The organism is Flavobacterium araucananum (assembly GCF_002222055.1).
GTDB lineage: Bacteria > Bacteroidota > Bacteroidia > Flavobacteriales > Flavobacteriaceae > Flavobacterium > Flavobacterium araucananum.
Genome location: NZ_MUGS01000035.1, coordinates 1 through 26,417, shown reverse-complemented (window position 1 = coordinate 26,417; position 26,417 = coordinate 1). Strand labels below are relative to the sequence as shown.

At 33.9% G+C, this 26,417-nt stretch carries 27 protein-coding genes and 1 other RNA gene; 10 read left to right on the top strand and 18 right to left on the bottom strand.

Annotated features, from left to right (window positions below; translation table 11 throughout):
• Nucleotides 1–124 precede the first annotated feature (124 nt).
• The 4 genes from B0A64_RS16345 (at nt 125) to B0A64_RS16330 (ending at nt 7,056) form a co-directional block, all read left to right on the top strand.
• Nucleotides 125–484: a cupin domain-containing protein gene (locus tag B0A64_RS16345; RefSeq protein WP_089480573.1), complete on the top strand. Its 360-nt coding sequence runs from the start codon at nt 125–127 to the stop codon at nt 482–484.
• A 200-nt stretch (nt 485–684) separates the two neighbouring features.
• Entirely contained in the window at nt 685–1,413 is a 729-nt protein-coding gene (locus B0A64_RS16340; RefSeq protein WP_017496653.1) for an LOG family protein, read from the top strand.
• 293 nt (nt 1,414–1,706) lie between these two features.
• Nucleotides 1,707–4,457, top strand: coding sequence for a gluzincin family metallopeptidase (locus tag B0A64_RS16335; RefSeq protein ID WP_089480637.1), 2,751 nt, complete (start codon nt 1,707–1,709; stop codon nt 4,455–4,457).
• A gap of 187 nt (nt 4,458–4,644) precedes the next feature.
• Complete coding sequence (locus B0A64_RS16330; RefSeq protein WP_089480572.1) at nt 4,645–7,056, top strand: alpha-ketoacid dehydrogenase subunit alpha/beta; 2,412 nt, start codon at nt 4,645–4,647, stop codon at nt 7,054–7,056.
• A 218-nt stretch (nt 7,057–7,274) separates the two neighbouring features.
• Here the strand turns inward: B0A64_RS16330 and kdsB are convergent, their stop codons facing one another.
• The 3 genes from kdsB to B0A64_RS16315 all read right to left on the bottom strand — a co-directional run bounded on the left by kdsB (nt 7,275) and on the right by B0A64_RS16315 (nt 10,540).
• Complete coding sequence (gene kdsB / locus B0A64_RS16325; protein ID WP_089480571.1) at nt 7,275–8,006, bottom strand: 3-deoxy-manno-octulosonate cytidylyltransferase; 732 nt, start codon at nt 8,004–8,006, stop codon at nt 7,275–7,277.
• Between the two features lie 67 nt (nt 8,007–8,073).
• Nucleotides 8,074–8,904, bottom strand: a complete 831-nt coding sequence (gene ygiD, locus B0A64_RS16320) for a 4,5-DOPA-extradiol-dioxygenase (protein ID WP_089480570.1) — start codon at nt 8,902–8,904, stop codon at nt 8,074–8,076.
• A gap of 211 nt (nt 8,905–9,115) precedes the next feature.
• Nucleotides 9,116–10,540, bottom strand: coding sequence for an ATP-dependent DNA helicase (locus B0A64_RS16315; protein WP_089480569.1), 1,425 nt, complete (start codon nt 10,538–10,540; stop codon nt 9,116–9,118).
• Between the two features lie 272 nt (nt 10,541–10,812).
• Between B0A64_RS16315 and B0A64_RS16310 the strand changes: the two genes are divergently transcribed.
• Nucleotides 10,813–11,634 (top strand): DUF3822 family protein, encoded by an 822-nt coding sequence (locus B0A64_RS16310; protein WP_089480568.1) that lies wholly within the window; start codon nt 10,813–10,815, stop codon nt 11,632–11,634.
• Nucleotides 11,631–12,233: an RsmD family RNA methyltransferase gene (locus B0A64_RS16305; RefSeq protein ID WP_089480567.1), complete on the top strand. Its 603-nt coding sequence runs from the start codon at nt 11,631–11,633 to the stop codon at nt 12,231–12,233. Before B0A64_RS16310 ends, B0A64_RS16305 begins: the two co-directional genes overlap by 4 nt.
• Nucleotides 12,234–12,282: 49 nt before the next feature.
• Here B0A64_RS16305 and B0A64_RS16300 read toward each other — a convergent pair whose 3' ends face one another.
• Nucleotides 12,283–12,828, bottom strand: a complete 546-nt coding sequence (locus B0A64_RS16300) for a hypothetical protein (RefSeq protein ID WP_089480566.1) — start codon at nt 12,826–12,828, stop codon at nt 12,283–12,285.
• Nucleotides 12,829–13,030: 202 nt separating this feature from the next.
• On the opposite strand from B0A64_RS16300, the gene B0A64_RS16295 reads away from it, so the two are divergent.
• On the top strand, nt 13,031–13,225 hold the full coding sequence (locus B0A64_RS16295; RefSeq protein ID WP_089480636.1) for a hypothetical protein: 195 nt from the start codon (nt 13,031–13,033) through the stop codon (nt 13,223–13,225).
• 4 nt (nt 13,226–13,229) lie between these two features.
• On the opposite strand, the gene B0A64_RS16290 is transcribed toward B0A64_RS16295, so the two are convergent.
• From B0A64_RS16290 to rnpB, 3 genes are all read right to left on the bottom strand, one after another.
• A complete protein-coding gene (locus tag B0A64_RS16290; RefSeq protein WP_089480565.1) occupies nt 13,230–14,147 on the bottom strand; it encodes a ketopantoate reductase family protein in 918 nt (305 codons plus the stop codon).
• Nucleotides 14,148–14,299: 152 nt separating this feature from the next.
• Complete coding sequence (locus tag B0A64_RS16285; RefSeq protein WP_089480564.1) at nt 14,300–15,550, bottom strand: cation:dicarboxylate symporter family transporter; 1,251 nt, start codon at nt 15,548–15,550, stop codon at nt 14,300–14,302.
• Nucleotides 15,551–15,581: 31 nt separating this feature from the next.
• Nucleotides 15,582–15,903, bottom strand: an RNA gene (gene rnpB / locus B0A64_RS16280) — RNase P RNA component class A.
• Nucleotides 15,904–16,027: 124 nt separating this feature from the next.
• On the opposite strand from rnpB, the gene B0A64_RS16275 reads away from it, so the two are divergent.
• Nucleotides 16,028–16,321 (top strand): SH3 domain-containing protein, encoded by a 294-nt coding sequence (locus B0A64_RS16275; RefSeq protein WP_089480563.1) that lies wholly within the window; start codon nt 16,028–16,030, stop codon nt 16,319–16,321.
• Nucleotides 16,322–16,389: 68 nt separating this feature from the next.
• Here the strand turns inward: B0A64_RS16275 and B0A64_RS16270 are convergent, their stop codons facing one another.
• From B0A64_RS16270 to B0A64_RS16250, 5 genes are all read right to left on the bottom strand, one after another.
• Complete coding sequence (locus B0A64_RS16270) at nt 16,390–16,761, bottom strand: LysM peptidoglycan-binding domain-containing protein (protein WP_089480562.1); 372 nt, start codon at nt 16,759–16,761, stop codon at nt 16,390–16,392.
• Between the two features lie 6 nt (nt 16,762–16,767).
• Nucleotides 16,768–17,247 carry a BON domain-containing protein gene (locus B0A64_RS16265; RefSeq protein WP_089480561.1) on the bottom strand — a complete coding sequence of 160 codons (480 nt, stop codon included), beginning with the start codon at nt 17,245–17,247 and terminating at the stop codon, nt 16,768–16,770.
• A gap of 175 nt (nt 17,248–17,422) precedes the next feature.
• Nucleotides 17,423–17,737: a type II toxin-antitoxin system RelE/ParE family toxin gene (locus tag B0A64_RS16260; RefSeq protein ID WP_089480560.1), complete on the bottom strand. Its 315-nt coding sequence runs from the start codon at nt 17,735–17,737 to the stop codon at nt 17,423–17,425.
• Complete coding sequence (locus B0A64_RS16255) at nt 17,730–17,981, bottom strand: type II toxin-antitoxin system ParD family antitoxin (protein ID WP_089480559.1); 252 nt, start codon at nt 17,979–17,981, stop codon at nt 17,730–17,732. The genes B0A64_RS16260 and B0A64_RS16255 overlap by 8 nt, the downstream gene beginning before the upstream one ends.
• 110 nt (nt 17,982–18,091) lie before the next feature.
• Nucleotides 18,092–18,667: a hypothetical protein gene (locus tag B0A64_RS16250; RefSeq protein WP_089480558.1), complete on the bottom strand. Its 576-nt coding sequence runs from the start codon at nt 18,665–18,667 to the stop codon at nt 18,092–18,094.
• A 223-nt stretch (nt 18,668–18,890) separates the two neighbouring features.
• Here B0A64_RS16250 and dnaX point away from each other — a divergent pair, with 223 nt between their 5' ends.
• Both dnaX and B0A64_RS16240 read left to right on the top strand, forming a co-directional pair.
• A complete protein-coding gene (gene dnaX, locus B0A64_RS16245) occupies nt 18,891–19,976 on the top strand; it encodes a DNA polymerase III subunit gamma/tau (RefSeq protein WP_089480557.1) in 1,086 nt (361 codons plus the stop codon).
• A 281-nt stretch (nt 19,977–20,257) separates the two neighbouring features.
• A complete protein-coding gene (locus tag B0A64_RS16240) occupies nt 20,258–20,632 on the top strand; it encodes a DNA polymerase III (RefSeq protein ID WP_244285433.1) in 375 nt (124 codons plus the stop codon).
• 54 nt (nt 20,633–20,686) lie between these two features.
• Here B0A64_RS16240 and B0A64_RS16235 read toward each other — a convergent pair whose 3' ends face one another.
• The 6 genes from B0A64_RS16235 to B0A64_RS16210 all read right to left on the bottom strand — a co-directional run bounded on the left by B0A64_RS16235 (nt 20,687) and on the right by B0A64_RS16210 (nt 26,346).
• Nucleotides 20,687–21,265, bottom strand: a complete 579-nt coding sequence (locus B0A64_RS16235; RefSeq protein WP_089480556.1) for an NAD(P)H-dependent oxidoreductase — start codon at nt 21,263–21,265, stop codon at nt 20,687–20,689.
• A 59-nt stretch (nt 21,266–21,324) separates the two neighbouring features.
• Nucleotides 21,325–21,885: a Crp/Fnr family transcriptional regulator gene (locus tag B0A64_RS16230; protein ID WP_089480555.1), complete on the bottom strand. Its 561-nt coding sequence runs from the start codon at nt 21,883–21,885 to the stop codon at nt 21,325–21,327.
• A 239-nt stretch (nt 21,886–22,124) separates the two neighbouring features.
• Nucleotides 22,125–22,706, bottom strand: a complete 582-nt coding sequence (locus tag B0A64_RS16225) for a TMEM175 family protein (RefSeq protein ID WP_089480554.1) — start codon at nt 22,704–22,706, stop codon at nt 22,125–22,127.
• Nucleotides 22,707–22,842: 136 nt separating this feature from the next.
• Nucleotides 22,843–23,733, bottom strand: a complete 891-nt coding sequence (locus B0A64_RS16220) for a Ppx/GppA phosphatase family protein (RefSeq protein WP_089480553.1) — start codon at nt 23,731–23,733, stop codon at nt 22,843–22,845.
• A 38-nt stretch (nt 23,734–23,771) separates the two neighbouring features.
• Nucleotides 23,772–25,853 carry a polyphosphate kinase 1 gene (ppk1, locus tag B0A64_RS16215; protein ID WP_089480552.1) on the bottom strand — a complete coding sequence of 694 codons (2,082 nt, stop codon included), beginning with the start codon at nt 25,851–25,853 and terminating at the stop codon, nt 23,772–23,774.
• A 7-nt stretch (nt 25,854–25,860) separates the two neighbouring features.
• Nucleotides 25,861–26,346: a SixA phosphatase family protein gene (locus B0A64_RS16210; protein ID WP_089480551.1), complete on the bottom strand. Its 486-nt coding sequence runs from the start codon at nt 26,344–26,346 to the stop codon at nt 25,861–25,863.
• Between the last annotated feature and the right edge of the window lie 71 nt (nt 26,347–26,417).

Sequence of the window (26,417 nt, the reverse complement as noted above, 5' to 3'; positions counted from 1 at the left end):
ATAAAGAAATGTTACATTTAAATTAATAAATCCCTATTTCTATAACAATTCTCGAAAAAAGCTGTAATTTAGTACGCCCTTTTTATCAAAGCGTTTGATTTTGGCAAGACATAAGATAAAATCTATGAATCTGAAAGAGAAGTTAACTGCTGTGGACCAATATTTTTCGCCTAAAATAATTGATGAAGTAAACGATCAATATATTAAGGTAGCAAAAATAAAAGGTCAAGAAGTGCCGTGGCATAATCACGAGAATGAAGATGAGTTATTTTACATTATAGATGGTGAACTTTTAATGGAAATTGAAAACCAACCCTCTTTTACCATGAGAAAAGGCGATTTGTTTGTTGTAAAAAAAGGCATCAATCACAGGGTCTCATCAATTGAGGAATGTTCGATAATGCTGATAGAGTCTAAAACTACTGAACATACCGGAAAGGTAAAAAGCAAGATTACAAAATCAATTGAGGAACAAACGTATTAATTAAAAGACAATTTTTCTTTTATAAAACAATGTTTCAATTGAAAACTAATGCCCTAGCCCTGATGGGAGCGGCATCCTTTTGTGGTCCGCGGCGGCGGACAGGAAAAGATATAGCAGACAGCAGGAAATAGCTCCTTCTCTTGACTATAATAAAAACGACACAGCTAAAAATAAAAATATAAATAATTAAAATACCTAAAATGAGATTAGAAGATTTTGATAATGATGAGGACAAAGTAATTCAGGATCGTTTGAAACAAAAAACGTGGAATGAAATTAGAACAAATGATAGCTGGGCGATTTTTAAGATCATGGCCGAATTTGTAAATGGTTACGAAAGCATGGGACGTATTGGTCCTTGTGTATCTATTTTTGGATCGGCTAGAACAAAACCGGAGGATAAATACTATTTATTGGCCGAAAAAATTGCTTATAAAATCAGTAAAGCTGGTTACGGTGTGATCACAGGAGGTGGTCCCGGAATTATGGAAGCTGGAAATAAAGGAGCACATTTAGGAGGGGGAACATCTGTTGGTTTAAACATCGAACTCCCTTTTGAGCAGCATTTTAACCCGTATATTGATCACGATAAAAACCTGAATTTCGATTATTTCTTTGTGAGAAAAGTAATGTTCGTAAAATATTCGCAAGGTTTTGTGGTTATGCCGGGAGGTTTTGGAACTCTTGACGAAATGTTTGAAGCAATTACATTGATTCAGACTAAAAAAATTGGAAAATTTCCAATTATATTAGTTGGAGTTGAATTTTGGTCTGGATTGATCGAATGGGTAAAAACTGTTTTGGTAGAAAAAATGCATACCGTAAGCCCGGAAGATTTAAACTTATTCAAGATCGTAGATACTGAAGATGAAGTAGTTGATGTTTTGGATAAATTTTACAAGAAATACGACTTAAGTCCAAATTTCTAAAATATATGAAACATAATAGGCTAATTTAAGTTGAAGTTAACTATAACTTAAAATAAGATGAACTTATCTTACTTATGTGATTAAATACGTTAAGTATTACAAAAAATTAAAGCTGTTTGAAAAAACAGCTTTTTTTATACTATTTTTACAGAAAACCAAAACAATCACAGATTCGTAACTTAACTTATATCCTTAACCATTATAAGCAATCCTTGAAATCATTTTATAAAATTATATTCTTCATTTTTGTTTTAATGACTTCATTAAAACAATACGCGCAACATCAGTCTAAGATGGAGGTTGCGGTTAATCTTGAGCTTAAAACACTAAATGTAAAGCAGGATATTACGTATTACAACACTTCGAATGATTCCTTGATTTCGATTGTTCTAAATGATTGGAACAATGCTTTCTCTGATAAAAATACCCCATTGGCGAGAAGATTTTCGGATGAATTTTACAGAGGTTTTCATTTGGCAAAAGCTACAGAAAGAGGAAATACTACCATTATAAGTCTGACCGACTCTGATAATATGGCTCTTGAATGGGAAAGAACGACCAAAAATCCTGATTTTATTGTGGTAAAGCTAAATCGGAAATTACGTCCAGGCGAAAAAATCGATTTGCATTTGATTTATATTTCTAAAATTCCGAGTGATAAATTTACACATTATGGTTTTGATCAAAATGGCGGAATGAATCTGAAAAACTGGTTTTTAAGTCCTGCGCGTTTTGAAAATCATCGCTTTACGAAATATAATAATTTTAACCTGGATGATATCGCAAATGCCAGCACAGATTATGAAATTAACATAAAAGTGCCGAACCAATATTCGATTATTACTGATTTAAATTTGATTTCGAAACAAGATACGAATACTACTTTCAGTACGTATTTCTTTTCCGGCACTAACAGAACTGACTTTAATTTTTTTATCGAAAAACAAGATAGTTTCAAAAGTTATGAAAATGGCTCTGTAGAAGTACTTACAAATCTTAAAAATAAAAAAATAAGCGATATCCAGAAAGCGATCATCATCAATCGTGTTGTGACTTTTGCGAGTGCTTTTATTGGGAAATATCCGCATCAAAAAATAATAGTTTCTCAGGCTGATTATGATCGGAATCCTTTTTACGGACTTAATCAGTTACCGTCTTTTATTAGTCCGTTTTCTGATGATTTTATTTTCGAAATTACTTTCTTAAAAACATACCTAAGCAATTATCTAAAGAATAGCTTGCGCCTGGATCCCCGAAAAGATAATTGGGTTTATGACGGAATCCAGATTTACAGCATGATGAAATTCATGGAAGAAAATCATTTAGATCAAAAAATGCTGGGACGACTTTCTGACATGAAACTCTTTAAAAGTTATAACATTACTAATCTAACTTTTAACGAGCAATATAGTTATTATTATATGCTGATGGCGAGAAAAAATCTCGATCAGCCGCTTGGAGATCCAAAAAATACCCTAATAAAATTTAACGAACAAATTGCCAGTAAATATCGCGCAGGTTTAAGCCTGAGTTATCTTGATGATTATTTAAATCATAATATTGTTCCTGAAAGTGTACAGGAATTTTATACTTTGAATAAAACAGAACAAACCAGTCGCTACAACTTTGAAAAAATCCTGACTAAAAATAGTTCTAAAAACATCGATTGGTTTTTTAATACTATTATTGATTCACGCGACATTATCGATTATAAGTTTTCGAATGTTTCGAGGACAAAGGACAGTGTACAATTTCAGATCAAGAACAAAACGGATAATTTTGTTCCGATTCCGGTTTATGGAATCAAGAAAAATGAAATCGTTTTTAAAAAATGGATTGAGCCCAAAAACAATGATTCGATTTATGAATTTGACCGAAAAAATGCTGATAAAATAGTTCTGAATTACGATAATGAAGTTCCGGAATACAACCAGAGAAACAACTGGAAATCCTTGAAAAGTCTGGCGATAACCAATCGCCCTATAAAATTTAATTTTGCCAAAGATCTCGAAGATCCTTATTACAATCAGATTTTATACATTCCTACAATTACCTATAACTTATATGACGGGATAACGCCGGGAGTACGTTTTCATAATAAAACAATTCTGGATAAGCCGTTTACGTTTGATATTAATCCCGCCTACTCTATTAATGCCGGGACAATATCCGGTTCATCTGCTTTTGTATGGAGCGAATATTATCGAAACAGTACTTTGTATAATGTACGCTACTCGCTTAGTCAAAATTATTTTCACTATGCGCCGGATGCTACTTATTTAAGATTGAATCCGATGGTTCAGTTTAGGATTCGTGAGGAAAATTTCAGAGATAACAGAAAACAACTTATTTTACTGCGACAGGTAATTGTAAATCGTGAAGCTAGTAAATATATAACGGACAATTCAAGACCCAATTACTCTATATTCAATGCACGTTATTCTAACATAAAAACAGAACTAATCAATCATTTTAGCTTTATGACCGATTTGCAATTTTCAGGAGATTTCGGAAAAATTGCCGGAGAAGTTGAATATCGAAGATTATTTGAAAACAACCACAAATTAAATTTAAGATTATACGCGGGAAGTTTTTTATACAACACAACAAATTCAGATTATTTCAGTTTTGGTTTAGACCGACCAACAGATTATATGTTTGATTATAATTTTTACGGACGATCAGAAAGCACCGGTTTTTTTAGTCAGCAGTATGTGATGGCCGAAGGCGGTTTTAAATCGAAACTTGCCCCGGCATACGCCAATCAATGGATGACAACGCTAAATGCAAGTTATTCGATCTGGAATTGGATTGAAGCTTATGGCGATATTGGTTTTATGAAAAGCAAACATCAAAGTGAGAACTTTGTTTACGATAGTGGTATTCGATTAAATCTGGTTCCGGACTATTTTGAGCTTTACTTTCCGGTTTATTCGAATAATGGATGGGAAATTTCTCAAAATAAATATAACGAAAAGATCCGTTTTGTTATAACATTATCACCAAAAACATTAGTCAATCTTTTTACTAGAAAATGGTTTTAATCGAATAAATTTTAAAGAAAAACATACATTATTATCATGAAATTACATTTTTATGTGAAAATAACCCAAAAAACATAGGTCATTTTTTGATTTTAAATACATATAATTAAATTATATTTATTTTAAAGAATTATGATTATTGATTGTTTTTAAGTAATTTCGCAGTCTAACATGACCCTTCAAGATTATGATAAAAGAAAAAAGCAATACTACATTAACATTTGAAGATTTCAAAACAGAGGTATTGAATGACTACAAAATTGCAGTAACCAGCCGCGAATGTAGCCTTTTAGGTCGTAAGGAAGTATTAACCGGGAAAGCCAAATTTGGAATATTTGGTGATGGAAAAGAGGTGCCGCAGCTTGCTATGGCGAAATCTTTTAAAAACGGTGATTTCCGTTCCGGATACTATCGCGATCAGACTTTTATGATGGCTATAGGAGAACTAACTCCAAAACAATTTTTCGCAGGTTTATACGGTCACACTGACTTAGATTATGATCCAATGTCTGCCGGAAGACAAATGGGCGGACACTTTGTAACGCACAGTTTAAACGAGGACGGATCCTGGAAAGACTTAACAAAACAAAAAAATTCAAGCGCAGACATATCACCTACAGCGGGGCAAATGCCAAGGTTATTGGGATTAGCACAAGCTTCGAAAATTTATAGAAATGTTGACGGAATCAAAACCAAAGACAAATTCTCTGTAAACGGAAATGAAGTAGCGTGGGGAACCATAGGAAATGCAAGTACATCTGAAGGTTTGTTTTTTGAAACCATAAATGCTGCCGGAGTATTACAAGTACCAATGGTAATGAGCGTTTGGGATGATGAATACGGAATTTCGGTTCATGCCAAACATCAGACGACTAAAGAAAACATTTCTGAGATCCTAAAAGGATACCAACGCGATGAAGAGGCGAACGGATATGAAATTTTCAGAGTAAAGGGATGGGATTATGCTGAGTTAGTTTCGACTTACGAAAGAGCCGGTGCAATTGCACGCGAGCAACATATTCCGGTTTTAATTCACGTAAACGAATTAACACAGCCACAAGGTCACTCGACTTCAGGGTCTCATGAGCGTTACAAAAATGCAGAGAGACTGGCTTGGGAAAAAGATTTTGACTGTATTCGTCAGATGCGTTTATGGATGATTGCCATCAATATTGCATCTCCGGAAGAACTGGCAGAAATTGAAAACGAATTAAAAAAAGAAGTTCTCGAAGCTAAAAAAGAAGCCTGGAATTCTTTTATTAATCCAATTATAGAAGATCAAAAAAATCTTTTGGTTTTATTAGAGCAAATTTCCAACGCCAGCATCAATCATAAAGATAAAATTCAGAACTACATCTCTGAATTGAGTGCTATCAAATCACCTCTAAAAAAGGAAATGCTGGTTATTGCCAGAAAAATTCTTCGTTTTATTGAGGTACCAAACAGCAAAGTATTATTATCTAACTGGATTACCAATTACATCTCGATCACACAACCCAGATTTAGCAGCCATTTGCATTCTGACTCGGATAAAAATGTTTTTTCAGTTCAAAAAGTACTTCCTGTGTATGCAGATAATGCAAAAGCTGATTTAGACGGACGAATGATTGTTCGTGATAACTTTGATGCTTTGTTTACCAAATATCCTGAAACACTAATTTTTGGTGAAGATGTAGGAAACATTGGCGATGTAAACCAAGGTTTAGAGGGAATGCAGGAAAAATACGGAGAACTTCGTGTTGCAGATGTTGGTATTCGTGAAGCTACTATTATTGGACAGGGAATTGGGATGGCACTAAGAGGTTTACGCCCAATTGCTGAGATTCAATATTTAGATTATTTACTATACGCGATTCAAATCATGAGCGATGATTTGGCGACTTTACAATATAGAACTGTTGGCAAGCAAAAAGCACCATTAATTATCAGAACCCGCGGACACCGTCTTGAAGGTATCTGGCATTCTGGTTCGCCAATGGGTATGATCATCAATGCTATTCGTGGTATCCATGTTCTTGTGCCTAGAAATATGACACAAGCTGCCGGATTTTATAATACTCTTTTAGAGACTGATGAACCGGCTTTAGTAATCGAATGTTTGAATGGTTACCGCTTAAAAGAAAAAACACCTTTGAATTTTGGAGAGTTCAAAACGCCAATTGGTGTTGTCGAAACCCTAAAAGAAGGTTCTGATATTACGCTGGTTTCTTATGGATCTACTTTAAGATTGGTAGAACAAGCTGCAAACGAATTACTGGAGTTAGGAATTGATTGTGAAGTAATTGACATTCAATCGCTGCTTCCGTTTGATGTTAATAAGGACATTGTAAAAAGTATTGCCAAAACAAACCGTCTTTTAATAATCGATGAAGATGTTCCGGGTGGAGCTTCGGCTTTTATCCTGCAACAGATCCTTGAAGAACAAGATGCTTATAACTATCTGGATAGTAAACCGCAAACTCTTGCTGCAAAAGCTCACAGACCTGCTTACGGTACTGATGGGGATTATTTTTCTAAACCTTCTGCCGAAGATATTTTCGAGAAAGTTTATACGATGATGCATGAAGTCAATCCTTCTAAATTCCCTGGTTTATACTAAGAATTTAGTTCGGTTTTAAATATAAAAAAAGCTTGTAGACAATTGTTTACAAGCTTTTTTTATTTTTATACAAATTACGTCATTTCGAGGAACGAAGCAACCACACTATCAAAGCATTACGTGATAAAGCAAGTGAGATTACTTCGTTCCTCGCAATGACAAAAAATCCGAGCCTTTGCGATAGCGAATCCGTGTCATCCGCGTGCCATTCCCGCGAACTAGCCCTTCAATATAGCCCTAGCCTTTTCTAAATCTTCAGCCGTATCAATTCCAATCCCTACATGTGTTGTTTCGACCATTTTAATACGTTTTCCGAATTCTAAATAACGTAATTGTTCCAACTTCTCAGAAGCTTCTAAAGATTTCATAGGAAGGCTGTAAAAATCTAATAACGCTTGTTTTCTAAAAGCATAAATACCAATGTGCTGAAAATAACGAACTCCTGCAGCTGGATCTCTTGGATACGGAATTACCGAACGAGAAAAATACAATGCAAACTGCGACTGATCGACTACCACTTTTACATTATTGGGGTTATTAATTTCGTCTTCGTTTGTAATTTCCCTCATTAACGAAGCCAAATCGATCTTGCGATCTTCGTCGTTTTTAAAAACGGATAAAACCTGTTCCAGCGGTCCGGCTTCTGTAAAAGGCTCATCACCCTGCACATTTACCACAATATCAACATCAAGACTAAATATAGCCTCAGCAATACGATCGCTTCCTGACTCATGCTCTTTGACACTCATAATGGCTTTTCCGCCATGCGAAACAATTTCATCAAATATCAAATCAGAATCGGTTACTACAAATACATCATCAAAGAGTTTTGTTGCAACAGAGGCCTCATAAGTTCTTAAAATCACAGTTTTTCCTCCAAGATCCTGCATTAATTTTGCCGGAAAACGTGTTGATGCATATCGTGCCGGAATTACAGCTATTATTTTCATTTTTTATATCATTGCGAGAAAGGAACTATTCGTCAAGCCGAAAGTAATCCCATCCTCATTGTTAGTTTTATAGTATTTTTACTGATGTCATACTCAACGAACCAGCCAATAATTTATCATTAAACAAACTCAGTTCTTCTGATTTTCCTTTTAAGCCTAAAGTATACAACAAAGGCAAATAATGATCCGGAGTTGGAATCGCTAACTGAATCGCTTTGTTCATTTTTTCGAAATCAATCAAAGGCTGAAAATTTCCATCCAATAAATAATTATTTACGGTTTCTCTGGCTTCAATTGCCCAGTCGAATCCATAGTTATCTTTATCAAAATTTCTAAAATCGACCAAACGAAGATTGTGAACAATGTTCCCGCTGCCAATAATCAAAACACCTTTACGACGCAAGGATTGTAACTTTTGAGCCAACTCAAAATGATATTGACCGGACTTTGTATAATCGATACTCAACTGAATTACAGGAACATTAGCTTCCGGATACAAATGTTTGATCACACTCCAGGCACCGTGATCTAACCCCCAATGTTCGTCTAAATCTACGGGAACGGGATCTAAGATTTTCTTGGTTTCGTGTGCTAATTCCGGACTTCCTTTTGCTGGATACTGAACATCAAAAAGGGCTTGCGGAAAACCTCCAAAATCGTGAATCGTTCTTGGCATTTGCATCGAGGTCACTTTGGTTCCGTTTGTAAACCAATGTGCTGAGATACATAAAATTGCATTGGGTTGCGGCAATGTTTTTGCCAGATTACGAAAACCTTCTACAAACTGATTCTCTTCAATCGCATTCATCGGGCTGCCATGTCCTAAAAATAAAACCGGCATTTTATCTGTATTCGAAAACGTAGACGAAATCGAATGTAAATCGTTTAGTGTTGTCATTGTTGTTTTTTTTAGCCACGAATTTGCTTCGCCTGTTCGCAGTCGCTCGAGTCACGAATTAGCAAGAATTTTTAAATAAATGTGTTTAATCTTAAAATTTGCATGCAATAATTAGTTTTACTTGCCACAGATTAAAAGGATTAAAAAGATTTTCTTAAGTTTATATATACTTTTAAATCTGTGAGAATCATTTTAATCTGTGGCTAAACTTTTATTCCTCAAAACTTTCGTCTTTAAAACCTATCAAATATAATTTATTTTTGGCACGTGTCATAGCGGTATACAACCATCTGATATAATCGCGATCGATTCCGTTTGGCAAATAGGGTTGCTCTATAAAAACAGTATCCCACTGCCCTCCTTGCGATTTATGACAGGTAATTGCATACGAGAATTTTACCTGCAAACCGTTAAAATATTCATTCTCTTTTACCTTCTGGAACTTCTTGTATTTTGTTGATTCACTTTCATAATCTTTCATCACTTCTTCATACAAACGATTTGATTCTTCGTAGGTTAGTGATGGTGATTCACTTTTTATAGTATCCAGCAGCAACACTGTTTCAAAAGGTTTCTGATCCGGATAATCGACCATTCTTATTTTTACTTTTGCAAAATTAAAGCCATACAATTCTTTGATTCCAAACAATTCCAGTACCTCAATAATATCTCCGTTGGCAATAAATCCGGCTTCATCTGTTTCTTTTAGCCAGAAATAATTATTTTTTACAACCATAAGGAAATCCCCAACCGAAAGTTCGCTTTCTTTAAACAAAATCCTGGTTCTAATTTGCTCATTATATTGGTTTGCACGTTTATTCGAACGAACAATAAAAGCAGTATCCTCAATACTATAATTGCTATAAGCAGAGTTTATGGCATCCTGAATATCATAACCATCCGTTAATCGAACGATGTCTTTAAACTTTTTTACATTAAACTTAAATTCAGTAATAAAGCTGTCTTTCAACAATTCACGTAGTTCTGTGGCATTAAACAAAATCCCTGAACTTTCTTCCTGACGCATTACCTCATCCAGTTCGATATGCTCGATCTCTTTATTATAATGCACACCTAAAGTATGTACATCAAGCGCCGGGCTTATATCTAAGTTTACGGGCGGCAACTGAGCTGTATCTCCCAAAAGAATCATTTTGCAATTGGTTCCGGAATATACGTATGAGATTAAATCGTCTAAAAGGGATCCGTTATCATACAATTTAGAGTCAGAATTGCTGTCTGAAATCATCGAAGCCTCATCGACAATAAAAATGGTGTTTTTATGCTTATTTAATTGCTTGGTAAAAGCCACGCCTCCACCAGCTGATTTTTTAGGAAAATATATTTTTTTATGAATTGTAAAAGCAGGTGTATTAGAGTAATTCGCAATTACTTTTGCAGCACGACCAGTTGGTGCCAGCAAAACAAACTTTTTATTAATGTCTCCTAAATTATTTACGATTGTAGAGATAACAGTCGTTTTTCCGGTTCCTGCATATCCTTTAAGCACAAAAATGGTATCATTATGTGTATCTGTTAAGAAAATAGCGATTTTTTGAAAAAAAATATCCTGCTTATAAGTGGGTGCAAAGGGAAATCGTTTTTGCAAAACACCGTAAAAAAGTGATGAATTCATAGAGAAAAATTGAACTACAAAGTACGACCTTTTTAACGGTAATGACAATTTAATCTTTCCTGTCCTCTAAGGAATCTGAGGCGTTTAAGTTTTTTTGCCTTAAATTAACAGGAGCTTATATCACTTATATCGTAAAGAAAATTTAACCTTACTTTAAAATCCAATTAAGATTGTTTTTCGAAATTGCATTTGTAATTGTTCCTTTTTAATTTGTAAGTTTGTAATCGCCTTAAATTCTTTCTTGTAAAACAGGTAACGAATTGTAAATCAATATGTCATTGCAAAATACTAACATCACTTCAAAAAAATACAAAAAGCTTTCTATTCAGGTTTCGTTGAATGGATTTTCATTTTGTTGTTTTGATACTCTAAATAATACGATTACAGCATTTAATGAAGTAATTTTTGATGCCGCACAAAAAACATCAAAAATTGAAGATTTATATGCTGCTGCTTTCAAAAATCATCCGGAATTAAAAGATACTTACGACGAAATTTTAGTAATTCACAACAACAATCTTTCGACTTTTGTACCAACTGCTTTATTCGACGAAAATTTCTTAGGCAGTTATTTACAATACACAACGAAAGTTTTTGAAACTGATTTTTTTACGTACGATCAAATTTCAAACTACGAAATGAATGCTGTTTACATTCCGTATATCAATATCAACAATTTTTTGATTGACAACGTTGGTTCGTTCGACTACAAACATGTTAACAGCATATTGGTTGATAAAATTCTGGAAGCGTCTAAGAATAACGATCAGAAAAAAATGGTGGTAAATTTTAATCCCAATCATTTTGAAGTAATCGTGGTACAAAATCAAAAGCTTTTACTTTTTAATTCTTTTGAATACCAAACACCGGAAGATTTTATTTATTACCTGCTTTTTACTGCCGAACAATTGAGCTTAAACCCTGAAAGTTTTCCGCTTGAATTATTAGGTACCATAAGCCAAAACGATCCGTTTTATGCGATTGCTTATAAATATATTCGTCATATTTCATTTTTGGATGTAAGCACTTTACAACAAAAAAATAGCTACTCAACTGCACAAAATCAAAAACATTATATCTTATTTCAATCATGAGAATTATTTCAGGAAAATACAAAGGACGTCGAATTTTTCCGCCAAAAAATCTTCCTGTAAGACCTACGACTGACATGAGTAAAGAAGCATTGTTTAATGTTTTGAATAATCATTTTAGTTTTGAAGGCTTAAAGATTTTAGACTTATTTGCGGGAACAGGAAACATTAGTTTTGAATTCGCTTCGCGCGGCAGTGCACCAATTACATCTGTTGATGGTGATTTTGGATGCGTAAAATTCATTAAGCAGGTTTCATCAGAATATGATTTTGACATCGCTGCGACTAAAAGTGATGTTTATAAATTTTTGGAAAACTGCAAAACATCTTATGACATTATTTTTGCCGATCCGCCTTACGGATTGGATCAGAATGCTTTCGAAAAAATTGTTCTAACGGTCTTTGAAAGAGAATTGCTTAACGAGGACGGAATGATGATTATCGAACATTCTAAATATACTAAAATGGAGCATTTGAGCAATTTTTCTTTTCAGAAAAGTTATGGAGGTTCATTTTTTAGTTTCTTCGAATTAAACTCAACGGATGAGGAGGAGGAACTGACCATTAAACTAAGTAAAGCTACAGAAGACGACGAAGGTTAATTTTCGTCTAAATAAAATAATAAATCCCTTGAATTTCAAGGGATTTGTTTTATTTGCCAATAACCCAACCCAGGGTAAAATTACCAACAGGTACTATTTCTGTATCGTTGGCAAAACTTAATCCGGGACCAATATTAAATTCTAAATTGAACTTTCGCTTGTAAGTTCGCTGCAATCCCCAAAGTGCCGCTACTGTAAATGTTGGAATGTATCTAAAATACGGTGTATCTCCTGATAGCGGTTTGAAGTTGTAAGAGGCATTAAATGCCAAATAATTGGCAGAGTTATGAGCGGTTTTTTTTCCCTTCTGCATTCTTTTTTCCAAATTATAATAATGACGAAACTGCTCCGTAATCATGGGAAATATATAGGTATTTGATTCATTAAAATAGCTACTATAACTATATCCTATGCCCAGACTTATTTCTGAATAAAGTGTGTTTTTGGTATCAAAACCATGTTCATAAACAAAGCCGGGAAATAACATATTAATTTTAAACTGGTTTTTCTCTACAGAAACCGGAGCATCTTCCTGCGCCTGAACAGCATTCATAAAAAAAATAGAACAGAGCAGGAAAAGATATTTTTTGATCATTTTTGAGGTTTAAATTGATGCGCACAAAAATAGTATTTTAACCTTACAATTTTGTTAAAAATAAAATATTTCTTACAAATTTAGCGGCTTTTTTTGACTCAAAAAGTGATACTGTAAATGATATAAGTTTTAATATCAATTGTATAACATGTTGCGTATAGCAGGTAATACATTTGTAATAACAACTTTAAAACGAAACATCATGAACCTGAAAAGATTTTTTGGAGGATTACTTACAATCCTGGGCATCGTTGGTCTGATTTATACTGCTGTAATATTTGCAGGAACATCCGGCGCAACGCGAGATATTAAATCGCTTATTATTTATGGCATTCTTGGAATCGTATTTTTTATGTCGGGAATTAGTTTAGTTCGCGCCACAAAAGACGAAGCATAAACTTTTAAGCCAATAATACACTAGATATTTTTTCGTACAGAGGAGTTTTTACGCCATACTTTGAACCTTGGTCCACAACAAATTTTGTTAGCGAGGTTGCTTCTATTTTATTACCCGCCATATAATCTCTGTGCATAGATGAAGTCGCTTCTTTAGGCGATTTTTCTAGTTTTATAATCGTCTTATTTACAATATCTTCAGGCAATTGCAATCCTTTGGCTTTTGCTACCAATTCTATTTCATGAAGTAATGTTACATAAACTGCCTTAGAATCCGGATTCTCTAAAACCTGATCTATATTCTGGTTAAGATAGGTAGTTGCTGATGCTAAAGCGGAAATAAAAAGGAACTTTTCCCAAACGGTTTCTTCGATATTTTCGACTAAATAACTTTCGATTCCTGCCTTTTGAAAAAGGTTTTGCAAATCTTGTAATTTTGGTTTTGAACTGGTTTTAGAACCAAAAAACAACTTTTCGTTGAATCCTATTTTTCGAATAGTTCCCGGCGAGAAAATCATCGAAAAAATATAAACACAACCTTGCAAAACATCATTTTCAGGATATAGTGCGGCAATACGTTCCGGAGCATCAACGCCATTATACAAAGGAAGAATAGTCGTTTTTGTTGTAATACATTGTTGCAACGAAAGTAGACTTTCCTCAATATCATAGGTTTTGGTTGCACAAATTAAATAATCTAATGTACCAATTTCCTCCGGATTGTTAGAAACCAATTTTGGATGAACAACGATTTCCGTATCATCTTTAATGATTTTTAATCCGCTATCGGCAATTGCTTTCTGAGTTTGTCCACGAGCAATAAATACAACTTCGACATCATTAGACTTATAATATGCTTTGGCTAATAATCCGCCAAAATAACCACCTACTCCACCGAGTCCTAAAATTCCAATTCTTTTCATAATTTTTTTTTTTAGCCACGAATTATACTAATTAGCTCGAATTTTTAATTCTGTAATTGCACAATTTGTCATAACAACAAAATAGAAACCTGCGTAAATCTGTGCTTTCGGGATAACGAATCTGTGTCATCCGCATGCCATTCAATACAAAATTATTCCTTTATAACAGGATCTAAATTAAGTTCTGTAAAATCATGTTCACTTTTCGAAATTATAATGGTGGCAACCGTATTTCCTATCAAATTTGTGATTGCCCTTGCTTCGCTCATAAATTTATCAACTCCTAATAAAAAAGCCAAACCTTCGACAGGAATTTTATGCAAAGCTGTCAAAGTCGAAGCCAAAACAATAAAGCCGCTTCCGGTAACTCCCGCAGCCCCTTTTGAGGTAACCATTAAAATACCAATAACACTTAAAATTTCGAAGAAACTTAAATGTACATCATACAACTGCGCCAGAAAGATTACGGACATGGACAAATAAATCGAAGTTCCGTCAAGATTAAAGGAATAACCTGTAGGGATTACCAATCCTACTACAGACTTACTGCACCCCATTTGTTCGAGTTTGACCATAATACTAGGCAAAGCAGCCTCTGATGATGAAGTTCCCAGAACGAGTAAAAGTTCTTCTTTGATGTATTTAAGAATCGAAAGAATACTGATTTTATAATACCTCAGGATACTTCCTAAAATTAAAAACACAAAAAGTGCCATGGTCAGATATACGCACAGCATTAATTTACCGAGCGGAATCAAGGTTTGCAAACCAAACTTACCAATTGTAAATGCCATTCCGCCAAAAGCACCAATTGGGGCGAGATACATAACATATTTTAATCCCAGAAAAACCACTTTCGAAAAGCGTTCCAGAACCAGAATCGTTTGTTCTCTTTTTTTATAAAAATTCAAGGCAATACCGCAAACAATTGCTGCCAATAAAACCTGCAATGTAAAGTTTGAAAAGAAAAACTGCAACCACGAGAAATGTTCTGCAGCACCTTTTGTATATTGACTGGCATCGCCTAAAGTCAATCCTGATTTATCAATTTTTCCGGGTTTAAAAAAATAGGACACACCTACACCAATGGCAAGTGCTATTGTCGAAACTACCTCAAAATATCCAAGTGCCTTAATCCCTATTCGTCCTACTTTTTTAAGATTTCCCATTCCGGAAATTCCCAAAACTATGGTCAGAAAAATGATGGGTCCTATAAAAATTTTGATTAGTGCAATAAATTTAGCGCCCAGAATTTCCATTTTTACCCCATTTTGAGGCGAAAAATGACCCAGTAAAATCCCGGCAATTATAGCAATCAGCACCCAAAAAGTAAGATTGGTCACAATAGTATGGAGAATACCTTTTTTAGGTCTGGAAACAGGTTTTGAATGGGATGTATTCATGAAAATAGATTAGAGAGTTTCACAAATATATAAAAAAAGCAGACCTATAAGCCGGATTCTGTCTCTGATAAATCAGAGCCTTATCATTTATCTAGATCCCGCATTACTACGGGACTCAAGCTACCTACCCTTCAACAACGGACGAGAAGCCCTTAAATGCTGATATACTTGGTATTTCACCGCATAGAGTTTACCTGGTTTCACTACAGCATTACCTGTACATACTTTCTGTTGCACTTGTCCTGATCCCGATAGTTACCGGAACCGGCGGGTGTTACCCGCTATGCTTCTCTATGGTGTCCGGACTTTCCTCCCTCCCGATAAATCGGAACGACGATAAGGCGGTCTGCGGCGCAAAAGTAGCGATTAATCTACTAACAATAATGATTTTAAATTTTAGATTTTCGCCTCTTTATCGTAACTTTTTAATAATAAAATAGTTATCTTTAAAATCCATAATTTTAAAATTCAATTATCATGACAAGAATGTATCACTACGCAACTGTTTCAAAAGCTTTAGATCAATTGAATGAAAAAGGATTTACGTTTGATTTTAATTTAAACTCAGATGTAATTAAAAAAAATCCTGAAAAATTTGAAATTGTTCATGTGTATCGATACGAAGGGGATTCTGACCCGGGCGATGAGGCAGTTGTATACGGAATTAAATCAACATCAGGCAAAAAAGGCGTTTATGTAGCTGGCTTTTCTGCGGACTCTGATCAGGAAACTGCAAAGTTTTTGAACGATTTGAGTATCAAAGGCAGGTAATCTTCAGGAATTATTGCATAAAAAAAGTCCGTCATAAAACGGACTTTCTTTAACAGTTTATAAAATAATTATGCTGTTGGTATTTTTAATTTCCAACCGGCCTGAATCAGGTCAGGGTTTTTAATAATATCCTTATTGGCTTCATAAATTGCCTGCCATGAAACATTGTGGGCTTTTCCTATTTTTGATAATGAATCACCACTTACAACCGTGTAATCTGTAGTAGTTGTTGCTGCAACTTCAATATTCATCACTACATCTGCAGATCTGAATTCAGGATCTATTTTTCCGTAAGCACTCCAAAGTCTTTCTTTATCCTCAGCAGACTTTGCTGTACCATCTACATACAAAACATTGTCTTGTTCTCTTACCTGCAAATTTGCCAAACCTAAATTGGTTGCTAAATCTGTCAACTCTTTGTATTTATCTTTTAAGCTCATAATGCCTTATTTAATCGTTAATTTGTTTTCAACCTTTTTAGGTTTCAATTCCTGTACACTTTTTATCAAGTTTGGCAATTGCTCTTTTTTGATATTTCCTGTTAGTGTTATTACACCATCTTTTACAGTAGCGGTTACACCATTGTATGTTTTTACTACTGCATTTACCGAAGTATTTAAAACCGCATCAGCATTAATTTCTACCGGAGCTGGTGTAGCTACCGGTTCAGGAGCTGGAATTTCGCAATTATTTACCACAGATTTTACGCCTTTTACTCCTTTTACAATAGTTTCGGCATTTTGTTTGAAAGTGTCATCTTTGCAAGTACCGGAAATAGTAGCAACACCATCTTTTACCGTAACTTCTACACCTTGTAAATCAACTGTTTTTTCTGCAATTTCTTTTTGAATATCTGCATCTTTAGGACCACAAGCCACCAAGGAAACTGCAAGAGTCATTCCTAATAAAATAGATTTAATTTTCATAATGATATTTTTTTTAATTAATTGAACATATAAAGTTAAACGTATTAAAATACGAAATATTACATAATAATCTTACAATTTTGTATTGTTGTACATTTCTAAAAATTACAGCATAAAAAAAGTTCTGAATTTTTAGATTCAGAACTTTTTTTATTTTATTAATACAGGACTAAAATTATAATTTTAAATGATCTCTTTTAAAGTTTACTTTTAAATCCATTCTACCGTGAAGAATTCTAACTATTTCAATTTCATCATCCGAAAGAATTCTATAAAAAAGAATGTGTTGATAGGATTTATATCCAAATAATATAGTTGTTAAAATATCATATTTTTTACCTAAATGCGGGTTTTCTGCTATCTCCTGGCAGGAATCCAGCAGTAAAAAATAATATTTATCTGCTTGGTTCTCTGACCATTCTTCAAAAGTATAGTTCCAAATATCTTCAAAATCTTCAAGAGCTTTTTTAGTCAAATGATAATTAGCCATTTGATTTTTTCTTTGCTTTTAGACTTTCCAGATGCTTATTAGGATCAAAATTTTCAACACGTTCACTTTTAATACCTTCCTGAAGTGCATTTTTTAAAATAATCAATCTATTTTCTTCCTCTTCCAAAAGACGTAATCCAGCTCTAATTACCTCACTAGCATTCTTAAATCTGCCTTGTGAAAGACTATGATCGATAAAATTTTCAAAATGATTTCCTAATGAAATAGATGTATTCTTTCCCATGATATTTTTATTACTATTGTAAAGTTACCATTTTTTGGTAATGCTGCAAGCGAATTGAAATAATTCAAAAACCTCTCCTATTGTTTGAAATCATTTATTACATTATTAGATTATTTCTTAATTACTTCAAGAACACTTTTTTGTCGTAACAATTTGGCTTGTATAAAGGGGATACCAATCGGGAAAAAAAATAATGCTATAAAATAGACAAAATCCTCCATTGGGTTGTTCAATCTTAAATGTGTCAATTTTTTGGCAATAAAATAACTTATATAAATATAGCTTAACATTACTATCATCAAATATAAACCTACGATGCTCCCAATAATAGTCCAGGTTGTGTTTTCGAGTAAAAATTGCCTTTTTGTAATCTCCAGTCCAAGATTTTTTAGAAACATCAATATAGAATAGGAGAAAATTATCCCGTAAGAAATTTTAAAATAAAGTTTATCTGTTATTACTTTTTCTTCTATATAAAATACCACAGCCCAAACCCAATTAAGATAGATCGCAGACAAAATTGCAAGCGTGGCAGAAAAGAGCGGAAAAACAAATTCGTAATCCGTAAACATTTCAATAATGGTAGTCACTATAGCAATAATTATTGCAATAAAAGGCAAAAAAATTAATATTATGGTTAAAGTTGCCGGTTTTACTTTTAAAATTTTATTAAATATTTGTTCCATTATAACAGGTTAGTTTATGTATTATACCTTTTAAACTCACTATTTGCTTATCTAAAAAGGCAATTTTGGTTGTTGCTAAAATAATTCTTTTTTGTTACAAATAATAAAATCAAATCGTTACTTTCTTCTATTCAAAATAGTAAAAATTCCTTTGGATATTTATTAATTTGAGATTTGTGAATTGGCAATTTTCAGCCTATCTTTGCTATCGAATAAAAAGAATATGGAACAATTTGTAGTATCGGCTCGTAAGTATCGCCCACAAACCTTTAAGGATGTTGTAGGTCAGAAAGCCATTACCAACACTTTGCTCAATGCTATTGACAGCAATCACCTTGCTTCTGCCCTTTTATTTACAGGACCTCGTGGGGTTGGTAAAACAACTTGCGCCCGTATTTTGGCTCGTAAAATAAACCAGCCGGGATATGATGATCCTAATGAAGATTTTGCATTCAACGTTTTTGAGTTAGATGCTGCTTCAAACAACTCGGTTGATGATATTCGTAGTTTGATTGATCAGGTTCGAATCCCGCCTCAAACCGGACAGTACAAAGTTTATATTATTGACGAGGTTCACATGTTGTCTTCGGCTGCTTTTAATGCTTTTTTGAAAACATTGGAAGAACCGCCAAAACATGCTATTTTTATTTTAGCAACGACAGAGAAACACAAGATTATTCCAACGATTTTATCCCGTTGTCAGATATTTGATTTCAAAAGAATTACGGTAAAAGATGCTAAAGAACATTTGGCAGAGGTTGCAACAAGTCAGGGAATTAATTTTGAAGACGATGCTTTGCACATTATTGCCCAAAAAGCTGATGGTGCAATGCGTGACGCTTTGTCTATCTTTGACCGTGTGGTTTCGTACTGCGGCACAAACTTAACGCGCCAGGCAGTAACCGAAAACCTAAACGTTTTAGATTACGAAACTTACATTAGTATTACTGATTTACTTTTAGAAAATAAAATTCCGGATCTTTTATTGGCTTACAATGATATTTTGTCTAAAGGTTTTGACGGTCATCATTTTATTGCCGGTCTGGCTTCGCATTTTAGAGATTTACTGGTAAGCAAAACTCCTGCTACAATCTCTTTGCTTGAAGTAGGCGAACAAGCGCAGCAAATGTATGGTATACAGGCACAAAAATGTTCTCAGGAATTTTTATTAAAAGGTATTGATATTGCCAACGACTGTGATTTAAAATATAAATTAAGTCAGAACCAACGTCTTTTGGTCGAATTATGCCTGATGCAACTGGCCTCTATCAGCTTTGATGGAGAAAAAAAAAAGTTGAGCAATTCATAATTCCCCCTACTTACTATAAAAATGGTGGTTACTCGATTGTAGAAGTTGCAAAACCTCAAGTCGAAATTCCTGATACTAAATCCCAAATATCAACTGAGGCGGTTTCAAATATAGAAGTTAAAACTCAACCTGTTGCTGAAACTCCAAAAGTAGAAACTCCTGCAACTCCAAAACCTGAAAGCAGCACTGAACCTAAAATTTCGGCTTTTTCATTATCAAGTATCCGCAAGAAAAAAGAGCTTGAAGCAAGCAATAAATCCTATGTAAAACCATCTTCTGTAATGCCTACGGAAGAATTTACAGAGACCGAAATGTTGGTGCAATGGAATAAGTATGCGCAACGTTTGGGAGATAAAGGTTTGAAAATTATGGAATCGTTATTATTAATTAACGATCCAACTCTGGAAGGAACTGTTATTACGCTCGAATTGCCAAACGAAGGTTCTAAACTAGATTTTGAAAGCCAGATTAACGGACTTTTAGGACACTTAAAAGGACATTTGCACAATCACGATATTACGATCGAAGTTTTTGTAAATGAAGCTGTAGAAAGTAAAAGAAGCCTGAACGATCAGGACCGCTACAATCGTTTAATGGAAATCAACCCAAATATCGAACTTTTGCGTACTACATTTGGATTGGATTTACATACTTAAGCTTTTTTATTACTCTTTATAGCTATCGGGCTTCGTAAATTTACACTCCCTTTTTTACTTATTCTGAACTCCTAAATCATGCACTTTCTGCAACCATTTTGCTCTCTGGACATCATTGGATGTTTTTACGATTCCGATATAACTCACCTTTACAGGTTTTACCCCACAGAATTCTAAAGTAGTTTTTTTTAACTGATTGACACTTGGCCTTGCATTAAAAAATCGATAATACCAGCCTGGCTGGTCTAAGGTGGTAATAATATGAGCCGTTTTTCCTTTTAATAATTTATCCCACCAAACGGAGTTTTCGCGGTATTGAAATGCCATTCCGGGCAAAAATAACCTGTCGATAAATCCTTTGGTAATTGCAGGCAAACCTCCCCACCAAACGGGGTGAATCCAGACTAAATGATCTGCTCTTTTAATTTTCTCCCAGGACTCCAGCAAATCCGGTTCTAAGTCTGTTCGCTTTTGATACCCAAACTGCAAATTTGGATTAAACTGCAAGTTGGCAATTGTTATGGTTTCTACCGGAGCTCCGGAAGCAATTGCGCCTTTTAGGTAAGAGTTGGCAATTGCAAAATTAAAACTCGACGGGTTTGGATGTCCGTTTATAATCAGTATTTTTTTCATCTTTTTACTTTTTTAGCAAAAATAACAATCCAACATCCTTCGATAACCAGACAAATGTCCTATAAAATCGCTTTACGAATGCGGCTTAAATGTCTGGGAGTAATACCTAAATAGGATGCTAAATATTGAAGCGGAATTAGCTGTAAATATTTTTGATGGTTTTTATAAAGCTCTTCATAACGTTGTGTACCTGACAATTTCTGAAAAGAAATCATTCGTTTTTGAACCGTTACATATTCCATTTCTGTTAACTTACGTCCTATTTCCTGCCAATGAATCCCTAATTTATACAGTTTTTCCAGACTCTCCCGACTTACAACCTGTAAAGCTGTATCTGTTAATGCCTGAATATTTTCTTCGGCAACATTTTGTGTGATAAAACTCGAAAATGAAGCCATAAATTCATTTTCGAAAGCAAAACAATTCGTGATTTCATCTCCCTGATGGTTGAAAAAGAACGAACGCAGAATACCTTTTTTGATGAAAAAAATTTCATTACAAATCTGATTTTCTGTCAGTAATAGTTCGCCTTTTTTAAGTGTTCGAAATGTAATTAAATCATCCAGCAGATCTAATTCATTTTGAGGTACTACCTGAAGAGATTGAAAAACAGTTTTCATTTTAAAACTAAAAAAATATTGATAATAATGGCAATATCACTCCGTTGGAGTATTATAAGAATCGTACATCAATTATTTATAAATATAATGCTCATTATAAGCTTTTAAGCAATAAATATTAAGATACTTGTTATGGTTTAAAAATAAAACGTAAAGTCCTTGTGAGACATTTTATTTATAGAAACTTTTTTATTTGCCCAATCAAACCCTATTGGGATGATATAGTTATTAAAAGAAAATTAATTTTTGGCAGCAAAAACTCTTTCGATTCTTTTATCGGGAATAAGCCATAACATTGCCACAATAAAATAAGCTGCTCCGGAAATCCATTCGTTGTAAAATGAAAAAGCTATCCCAATAAGATATAAAATCGAAGAAACATTTCCTTTTACATCTTTTCCTATCGCCTTTGCAATTATCGAATTTTTTCCTTCGCTGATAATTATAATTCTTTGTAATATAAAATAGGCTATTGATGACAAAAGCAATACAACACCATATAAGGTCATTGATGCTTTTGCAAAATTATGCTCACCCATCCAGCCTGTTGCAACCGGAATTAACGATAACCAAAACAATAAATGCAAATTTGCCCAAAGGATTTTCCCGTTTATTTTGGTTAAACTATGTATTAAATAATGATGATTGTTCCAGTAAATCCCAACGTATATAAAACTTAAGATATAACTTAAAAACTTAGGAATAAGGGATTTTAGATCTACAAAATCATGACCTTCTGGCACTTTAATTTCTAAAATCATAATGGTTATAATAATAGCTAATACACCATCACTAAAGGCTTCGAGTCTTGTTTTATTCATTTATTAAAATTTTAATGATCAATATTAAAAAAAGTTTGCCATGAATTTCACGAATTTGCGCTAATTTTTTCTATTAAAAGCTTAAAAAATTAATTCGTGAAAATTCGTGAAATTCGTGGCTAAAAATATTTATTTTTTAAATTTTACCGTAATACATTGCCTTTACGATTCCGTCAGAAAGTCCAATTTTTGGAACGTAAATTTGGCGTGCACCACTCCATTTCATGGCATTTAGATAAATTCTGGTTGCATGAATAATTACGTCGGCACGATCCGAGTTCAATCCTAATTCGGCAATTCGCTGTTCGTAAGTCAATGAATTTAAAAAAGCATATTGCGAATTGATATAAATATACGAAAGCGGTTTTTCTTGTTGTTTTCCGGACATTTTGAATAATTTATTGATGTTTCCTCCGGAACCTATCAACGTAACTTCGTCATAATCTGCCGTGTTTGTTTTGATCCATTTTTCGATTTCGTCCCAAACCACATCGTGAACCATATCATTTAGCAAGCGAACTGTTCCGGCTTTAAAAGATCTGGAATTGATTAGTTTTCCGTCAGAAAACAAGGTAAATTCTGTACTTCCGCCACCTACATCTACAAAAAGATAAGTCTCATCTGTTTTTAATAAATGGTGCAAATCTGTAGAAGCAATAATAGCGGCTTCTTTTTTACCATCAATAATTTCGATTTTAATGTCGGCTTTTTTCTTAATCAAAGCCACAACTTCTTTTGCATTATAGGCTTCACGCATTGCCGAAGTGGCAAATGCCATATAACGCTCTACTTTATGTACTTTCATCAAAAGATTAAATGCTTTCATGGCATCAACCATTCGATCTATATTTTCTTCTGAAATTTCGCCTACGGTAAAGGCATCTTGTCCCAAACGAATTGGCACACGAACAAGCGAACTTTTATTAAACTGGGGTTCTTTGCCATCTTGTTCTACAACATTCGATATTAGTAGCCTCATGGCATTTGAACCAATATCTATTGCTGCCAATTTCCTTATATTAATCATGCTCACTTATGATTTGAAGTTTATTTTTTGTGTTTTTATTATTCTATTTTCTGTGGTACCTGCTCTAACACTGAAACTTTATTTTGATAATATTTATAGGTTTCAAGCTGAGCTCTAAATGGGGCATGATGGTTTCGGGGCTTGTATTTATTATCTAGTTTATAGGAATGATATCTCACTTTAACATTCCCTTTCCATGCAATATTAAAATTATCTATTAATTCTTTCTTTATTTCAAGATCATAAATTGGACAGGTTACCTCAACTCTTCCGTCCAGATTTCTGGTCATAAAATCTGCCGATGAAATGTATACTTCGGTCAAACCGGCGTTCCCAAAAATATAAACTCTGGTATGTTCAAGATAATTATCGACAATACTGATGGCTTCGATGTTTTCACTCATTCCGGGAATACCAGGAATCAACGAGCAAATTCCTCTTACCTGAAGCTGGATTTTTACTCCGGCATTACTGGCTTCATACAATTTATCGATCATTTTAAAATCTGATAAACTATTCATTTTTAATTTAATATGCGTTTTTCTGCCTGCCAAAGCATGCAGAATTTCTCGATCTATTAATTTTATAAATTTTGTACGTGTATAATGTGGCGATACGATCAGATGTTTGTATCTGTGTACCCTGTAATTAATATCAAAAAATTCGAATATTTTAGAGATGTCTTTCAAAATCCCCTGATGACAGGTAAAAAGGGTTACATCTGTATAGATTTTTGCTGTTGATTCGTTGAAATTTCCTGTCGAAATAAATCCGTAGCGACGTGCTTTTCCGTCTTCTACCCGTTCTATGACACATATTTTACTGTGTACTTTAAGGCCTTTTATTCCAAAGATAAGATCAATTCCCTCGGTCTGCATTTGTTCTGCATACGAAATATTTGTTGCTTCATCAAAACGTGCCTGAAGCTCAATTTGCACAGTTACTTTTTTACCGTTTTTAGCAGCATTGATTAAGGAACTTATAATTTGAGAATTCTTTGCCAAACGATACAGTGTAATTTTTATACTGGTCACTTTTGGATCTAAAGCTGCTTCTCGCAAAAATTTAGTCAGGTATGAAAAAGATTGATAAGGTGCGTGTAGCAAATAATCTTTTTTATTGATTTTCTCCAGTATACTCCCTCCCAGACTTAATCCCGGAATTGGCAATGGCTCATTTGGCTTATACAACAAATCGTATCTGCCCAGATTTGGAAAATTCATATAATCACGACGATTATGATATCTTCCGCCTGGAATAATACTGTCTGTTTCTACAATTTTCATTTTATCCAGAAAGAAGTGCAATGTATCTTCTTCGATCAAATTATCGTAAATAAAACGAACAGGCTCTCCTATCCTTCTGTCTTTTACTGATGTTGCGATCTTTTCGAGCATACTTTTACTCAAATCACTATCAATATCCAACTGTGCATCGCGGGTAATTTTGATCATGTGTGCAGAGACGCTTTTATAATCAAAAATGTTAAAGATATTTTTTAGATTATATCGAATTACATCATCAATTAAAATAACATAATGTTTATCGTCGTGAGATGGCAAAACTACAAACCTGTTTATTGTTTTTGGAATTTCGATAACGGCGTAACGAACTTCATCGTTTGTATTCATTTCTAAACGAACTGCGAGATATCCCAAAGTATCTTTAAGAATAGGAAATTCGGCCAAATCATTCAAGATGATGGTAACCAATTCCGGACTTAATCTTTGGGTAAAAAAGTCTTTTAGAAATATTTGCTGATCGGGTGTAATTTCATCCTCGTTGATCATAAAAATATTCTCTGCTTCGAGTTCTGCCTCAATATTTCCTAAAATACGTAAACTTTCAGACTGTTGCTGAATTACAATTTCGGTAATATCTTTGATTAACTGATGTGCAGAAACTCCTCCGAGGTATTTTTCTCCAGAAATTCCGGAGAGGCTTAATCTTCGAATGGCTGCATAACGAACTCTAAAAAATTCATCTAAATTGTTCGAAAAAATTCCAACAAAACGTAGTCTGTCTAAAAGCGGAACGGTGTTATCTGCTGCTTCCTGAAGCACTCTTGCATTAAACGCTAACCAACTTTTTTCTCTATCGATATATTTCTGTTCGTACACTATGTATTTATTTTAAATCTTTGGGGAAAATTGTTTTATGGGTTTTACCTTTATTGATCGTGATCCAACTTTCTGCATCAAATTGTAATGATACAAAACCTGAAGTGGGAACATTTTCGATAAAAACATCCCCAAATTTATTAACAAAATTTGTAATAGCCTCGTTATGTCCAAAAAGAATAACGCTTTCGAAACTATTATCACATGATTTGATAACTTTTTCGAGTTGTTTATCATCAAAAGTATAAAGATCGTCTTTATAAATAATGCTTTCTATGGGATACGAAATGTTTTGTGCAAAGATTAATGCTGTTTCTGAGGCTCGGGCAGCAGTACTACTCCACATTATATAGGTCTTAGGAAGAAAATCTGAAATAATTGCCGATACTTCATGGGCATCTAAAATTCCTTTTTTCATTAAAGGTCTGTCAAAATCTTTTAATGGAGCTTCCCAACTTGATTTAGCATGGCGTATTAAAATTAAATTTTTCATAAGCAAAAGGTTTAGAAATCTCTTAAGAGGTTAAATATTTTTTATTGAACTTCTAATTTACAAAAGAAATT

Bases quoted from the DNA above. Each gene is read 5' to 3' on its own strand.
- B0A64_RS16345 (WP_089480573.1), top strand. From the start codon at position 125: ATGAATCTGAAAGAGAAGTTAACTGCTGTGGACCAATATTTTTCGCCT.
- B0A64_RS16340 (WP_017496653.1), top strand. From the start codon at position 685: ATGAGATTAGAAGATTTTGATAATGATGAGGACAAAGTAATTCAGGAT.
- B0A64_RS16335 (WP_089480637.1), top strand. From the start codon at position 1,707: ATGGAGGTTGCGGTTAATCTTGAGCTTAAAACACTAAATGTAAAGCAG.
- B0A64_RS16330 (WP_089480572.1), top strand. From the start codon at position 4,645: ATGATAAAAGAAAAAAGCAATACTACATTAACATTTGAAGATTTCAAA.
- kdsB (WP_089480571.1), bottom strand. From the start codon at position 8,006: ATGAAAATAATAGCTGTAATTCCGGCACGATATGCATCAACACGTTTT.
- ygiD (WP_089480570.1), bottom strand. From the start codon at position 8,904: ATGACAACACTAAACGATTTACATTCGATTTCGTCTACGTTTTCGAAT.
- B0A64_RS16315 (WP_089480569.1), bottom strand. From the start codon at position 10,540: ATGAATTCATCACTTTTTTACGGTGTTTTGCAAAAACGATTTCCCTTT.
- B0A64_RS16310 (WP_089480568.1), top strand. From the start codon at position 10,813: ATGTCATTGCAAAATACTAACATCACTTCAAAAAAATACAAAAAGCTT.
- B0A64_RS16305 (WP_089480567.1), top strand. From the start codon at position 11,631: ATGAGAATTATTTCAGGAAAATACAAAGGACGTCGAATTTTTCCGCCA.
- B0A64_RS16300 (WP_089480566.1), bottom strand. From the start codon at position 12,828: ATGATCAAAAAATATCTTTTCCTGCTCTGTTCTATTTTTTTTATGAAT.
- B0A64_RS16295 (WP_089480636.1), top strand. From the start codon at position 13,031: ATGAACCTGAAAAGATTTTTTGGAGGATTACTTACAATCCTGGGCATC.
- B0A64_RS16290 (WP_089480565.1), bottom strand. From the start codon at position 14,147: ATGAAAAGAATTGGAATTTTAGGACTCGGTGGAGTAGGTGGTTATTTT.
- B0A64_RS16285 (WP_089480564.1), bottom strand. From the start codon at position 15,550: ATGAATACATCCCATTCAAAACCTGTTTCCAGACCTAAAAAAGGTATT.
- B0A64_RS16275 (WP_089480563.1), top strand. From the start codon at position 16,028: ATGACAAGAATGTATCACTACGCAACTGTTTCAAAAGCTTTAGATCAA.
- B0A64_RS16270 (WP_089480562.1), bottom strand. From the start codon at position 16,761: ATGAGCTTAAAAGATAAATACAAAGAGTTGACAGATTTAGCAACCAAT.
- B0A64_RS16265 (WP_089480561.1), bottom strand. From the start codon at position 17,247: ATGAAAATTAAATCTATTTTATTAGGAATGACTCTTGCAGTTTCCTTG.
- B0A64_RS16260 (WP_089480560.1), bottom strand. From the start codon at position 17,737: ATGGCTAATTATCATTTGACTAAAAAAGCTCTTGAAGATTTTGAAGAT.
- B0A64_RS16255 (WP_089480559.1), bottom strand. From the start codon at position 17,981: ATGGGAAAGAATACATCTATTTCATTAGGAAATCATTTTGAAAATTTT.
- B0A64_RS16250 (WP_089480558.1), bottom strand. From the start codon at position 18,667: ATGGAACAAATATTTAATAAAATTTTAAAAGTAAAACCGGCAACTTTA.
- dnaX (WP_089480557.1), top strand. From the start codon at position 18,891: ATGGAACAATTTGTAGTATCGGCTCGTAAGTATCGCCCACAAACCTTT.
- B0A64_RS16240 (WP_244285433.1), top strand. From the start codon at position 20,258: ATGCCTACGGAAGAATTTACAGAGACCGAAATGTTGGTGCAATGGAAT.
- B0A64_RS16235 (WP_089480556.1), bottom strand. From the start codon at position 21,265: ATGAAAAAAATACTGATTATAAACGGACATCCAAACCCGTCGAGTTTT.
- B0A64_RS16230 (WP_089480555.1), bottom strand. From the start codon at position 21,885: ATGAAAACTGTTTTTCAATCTCTTCAGGTAGTACCTCAAAATGAATTA.
- B0A64_RS16225 (WP_089480554.1), bottom strand. From the start codon at position 22,706: ATGAATAAAACAAGACTCGAAGCCTTTAGTGATGGTGTATTAGCTATT.
- B0A64_RS16220 (WP_089480553.1), bottom strand. From the start codon at position 23,733: ATGATTAATATAAGGAAATTGGCAGCAATAGATATTGGTTCAAATGCC.
- B0A64_RS16210 (WP_089480551.1), bottom strand. From the start codon at position 26,346: ATGAAAAATTTAATTTTAATACGCCATGCTAAATCAAGTTGGGAAGCT.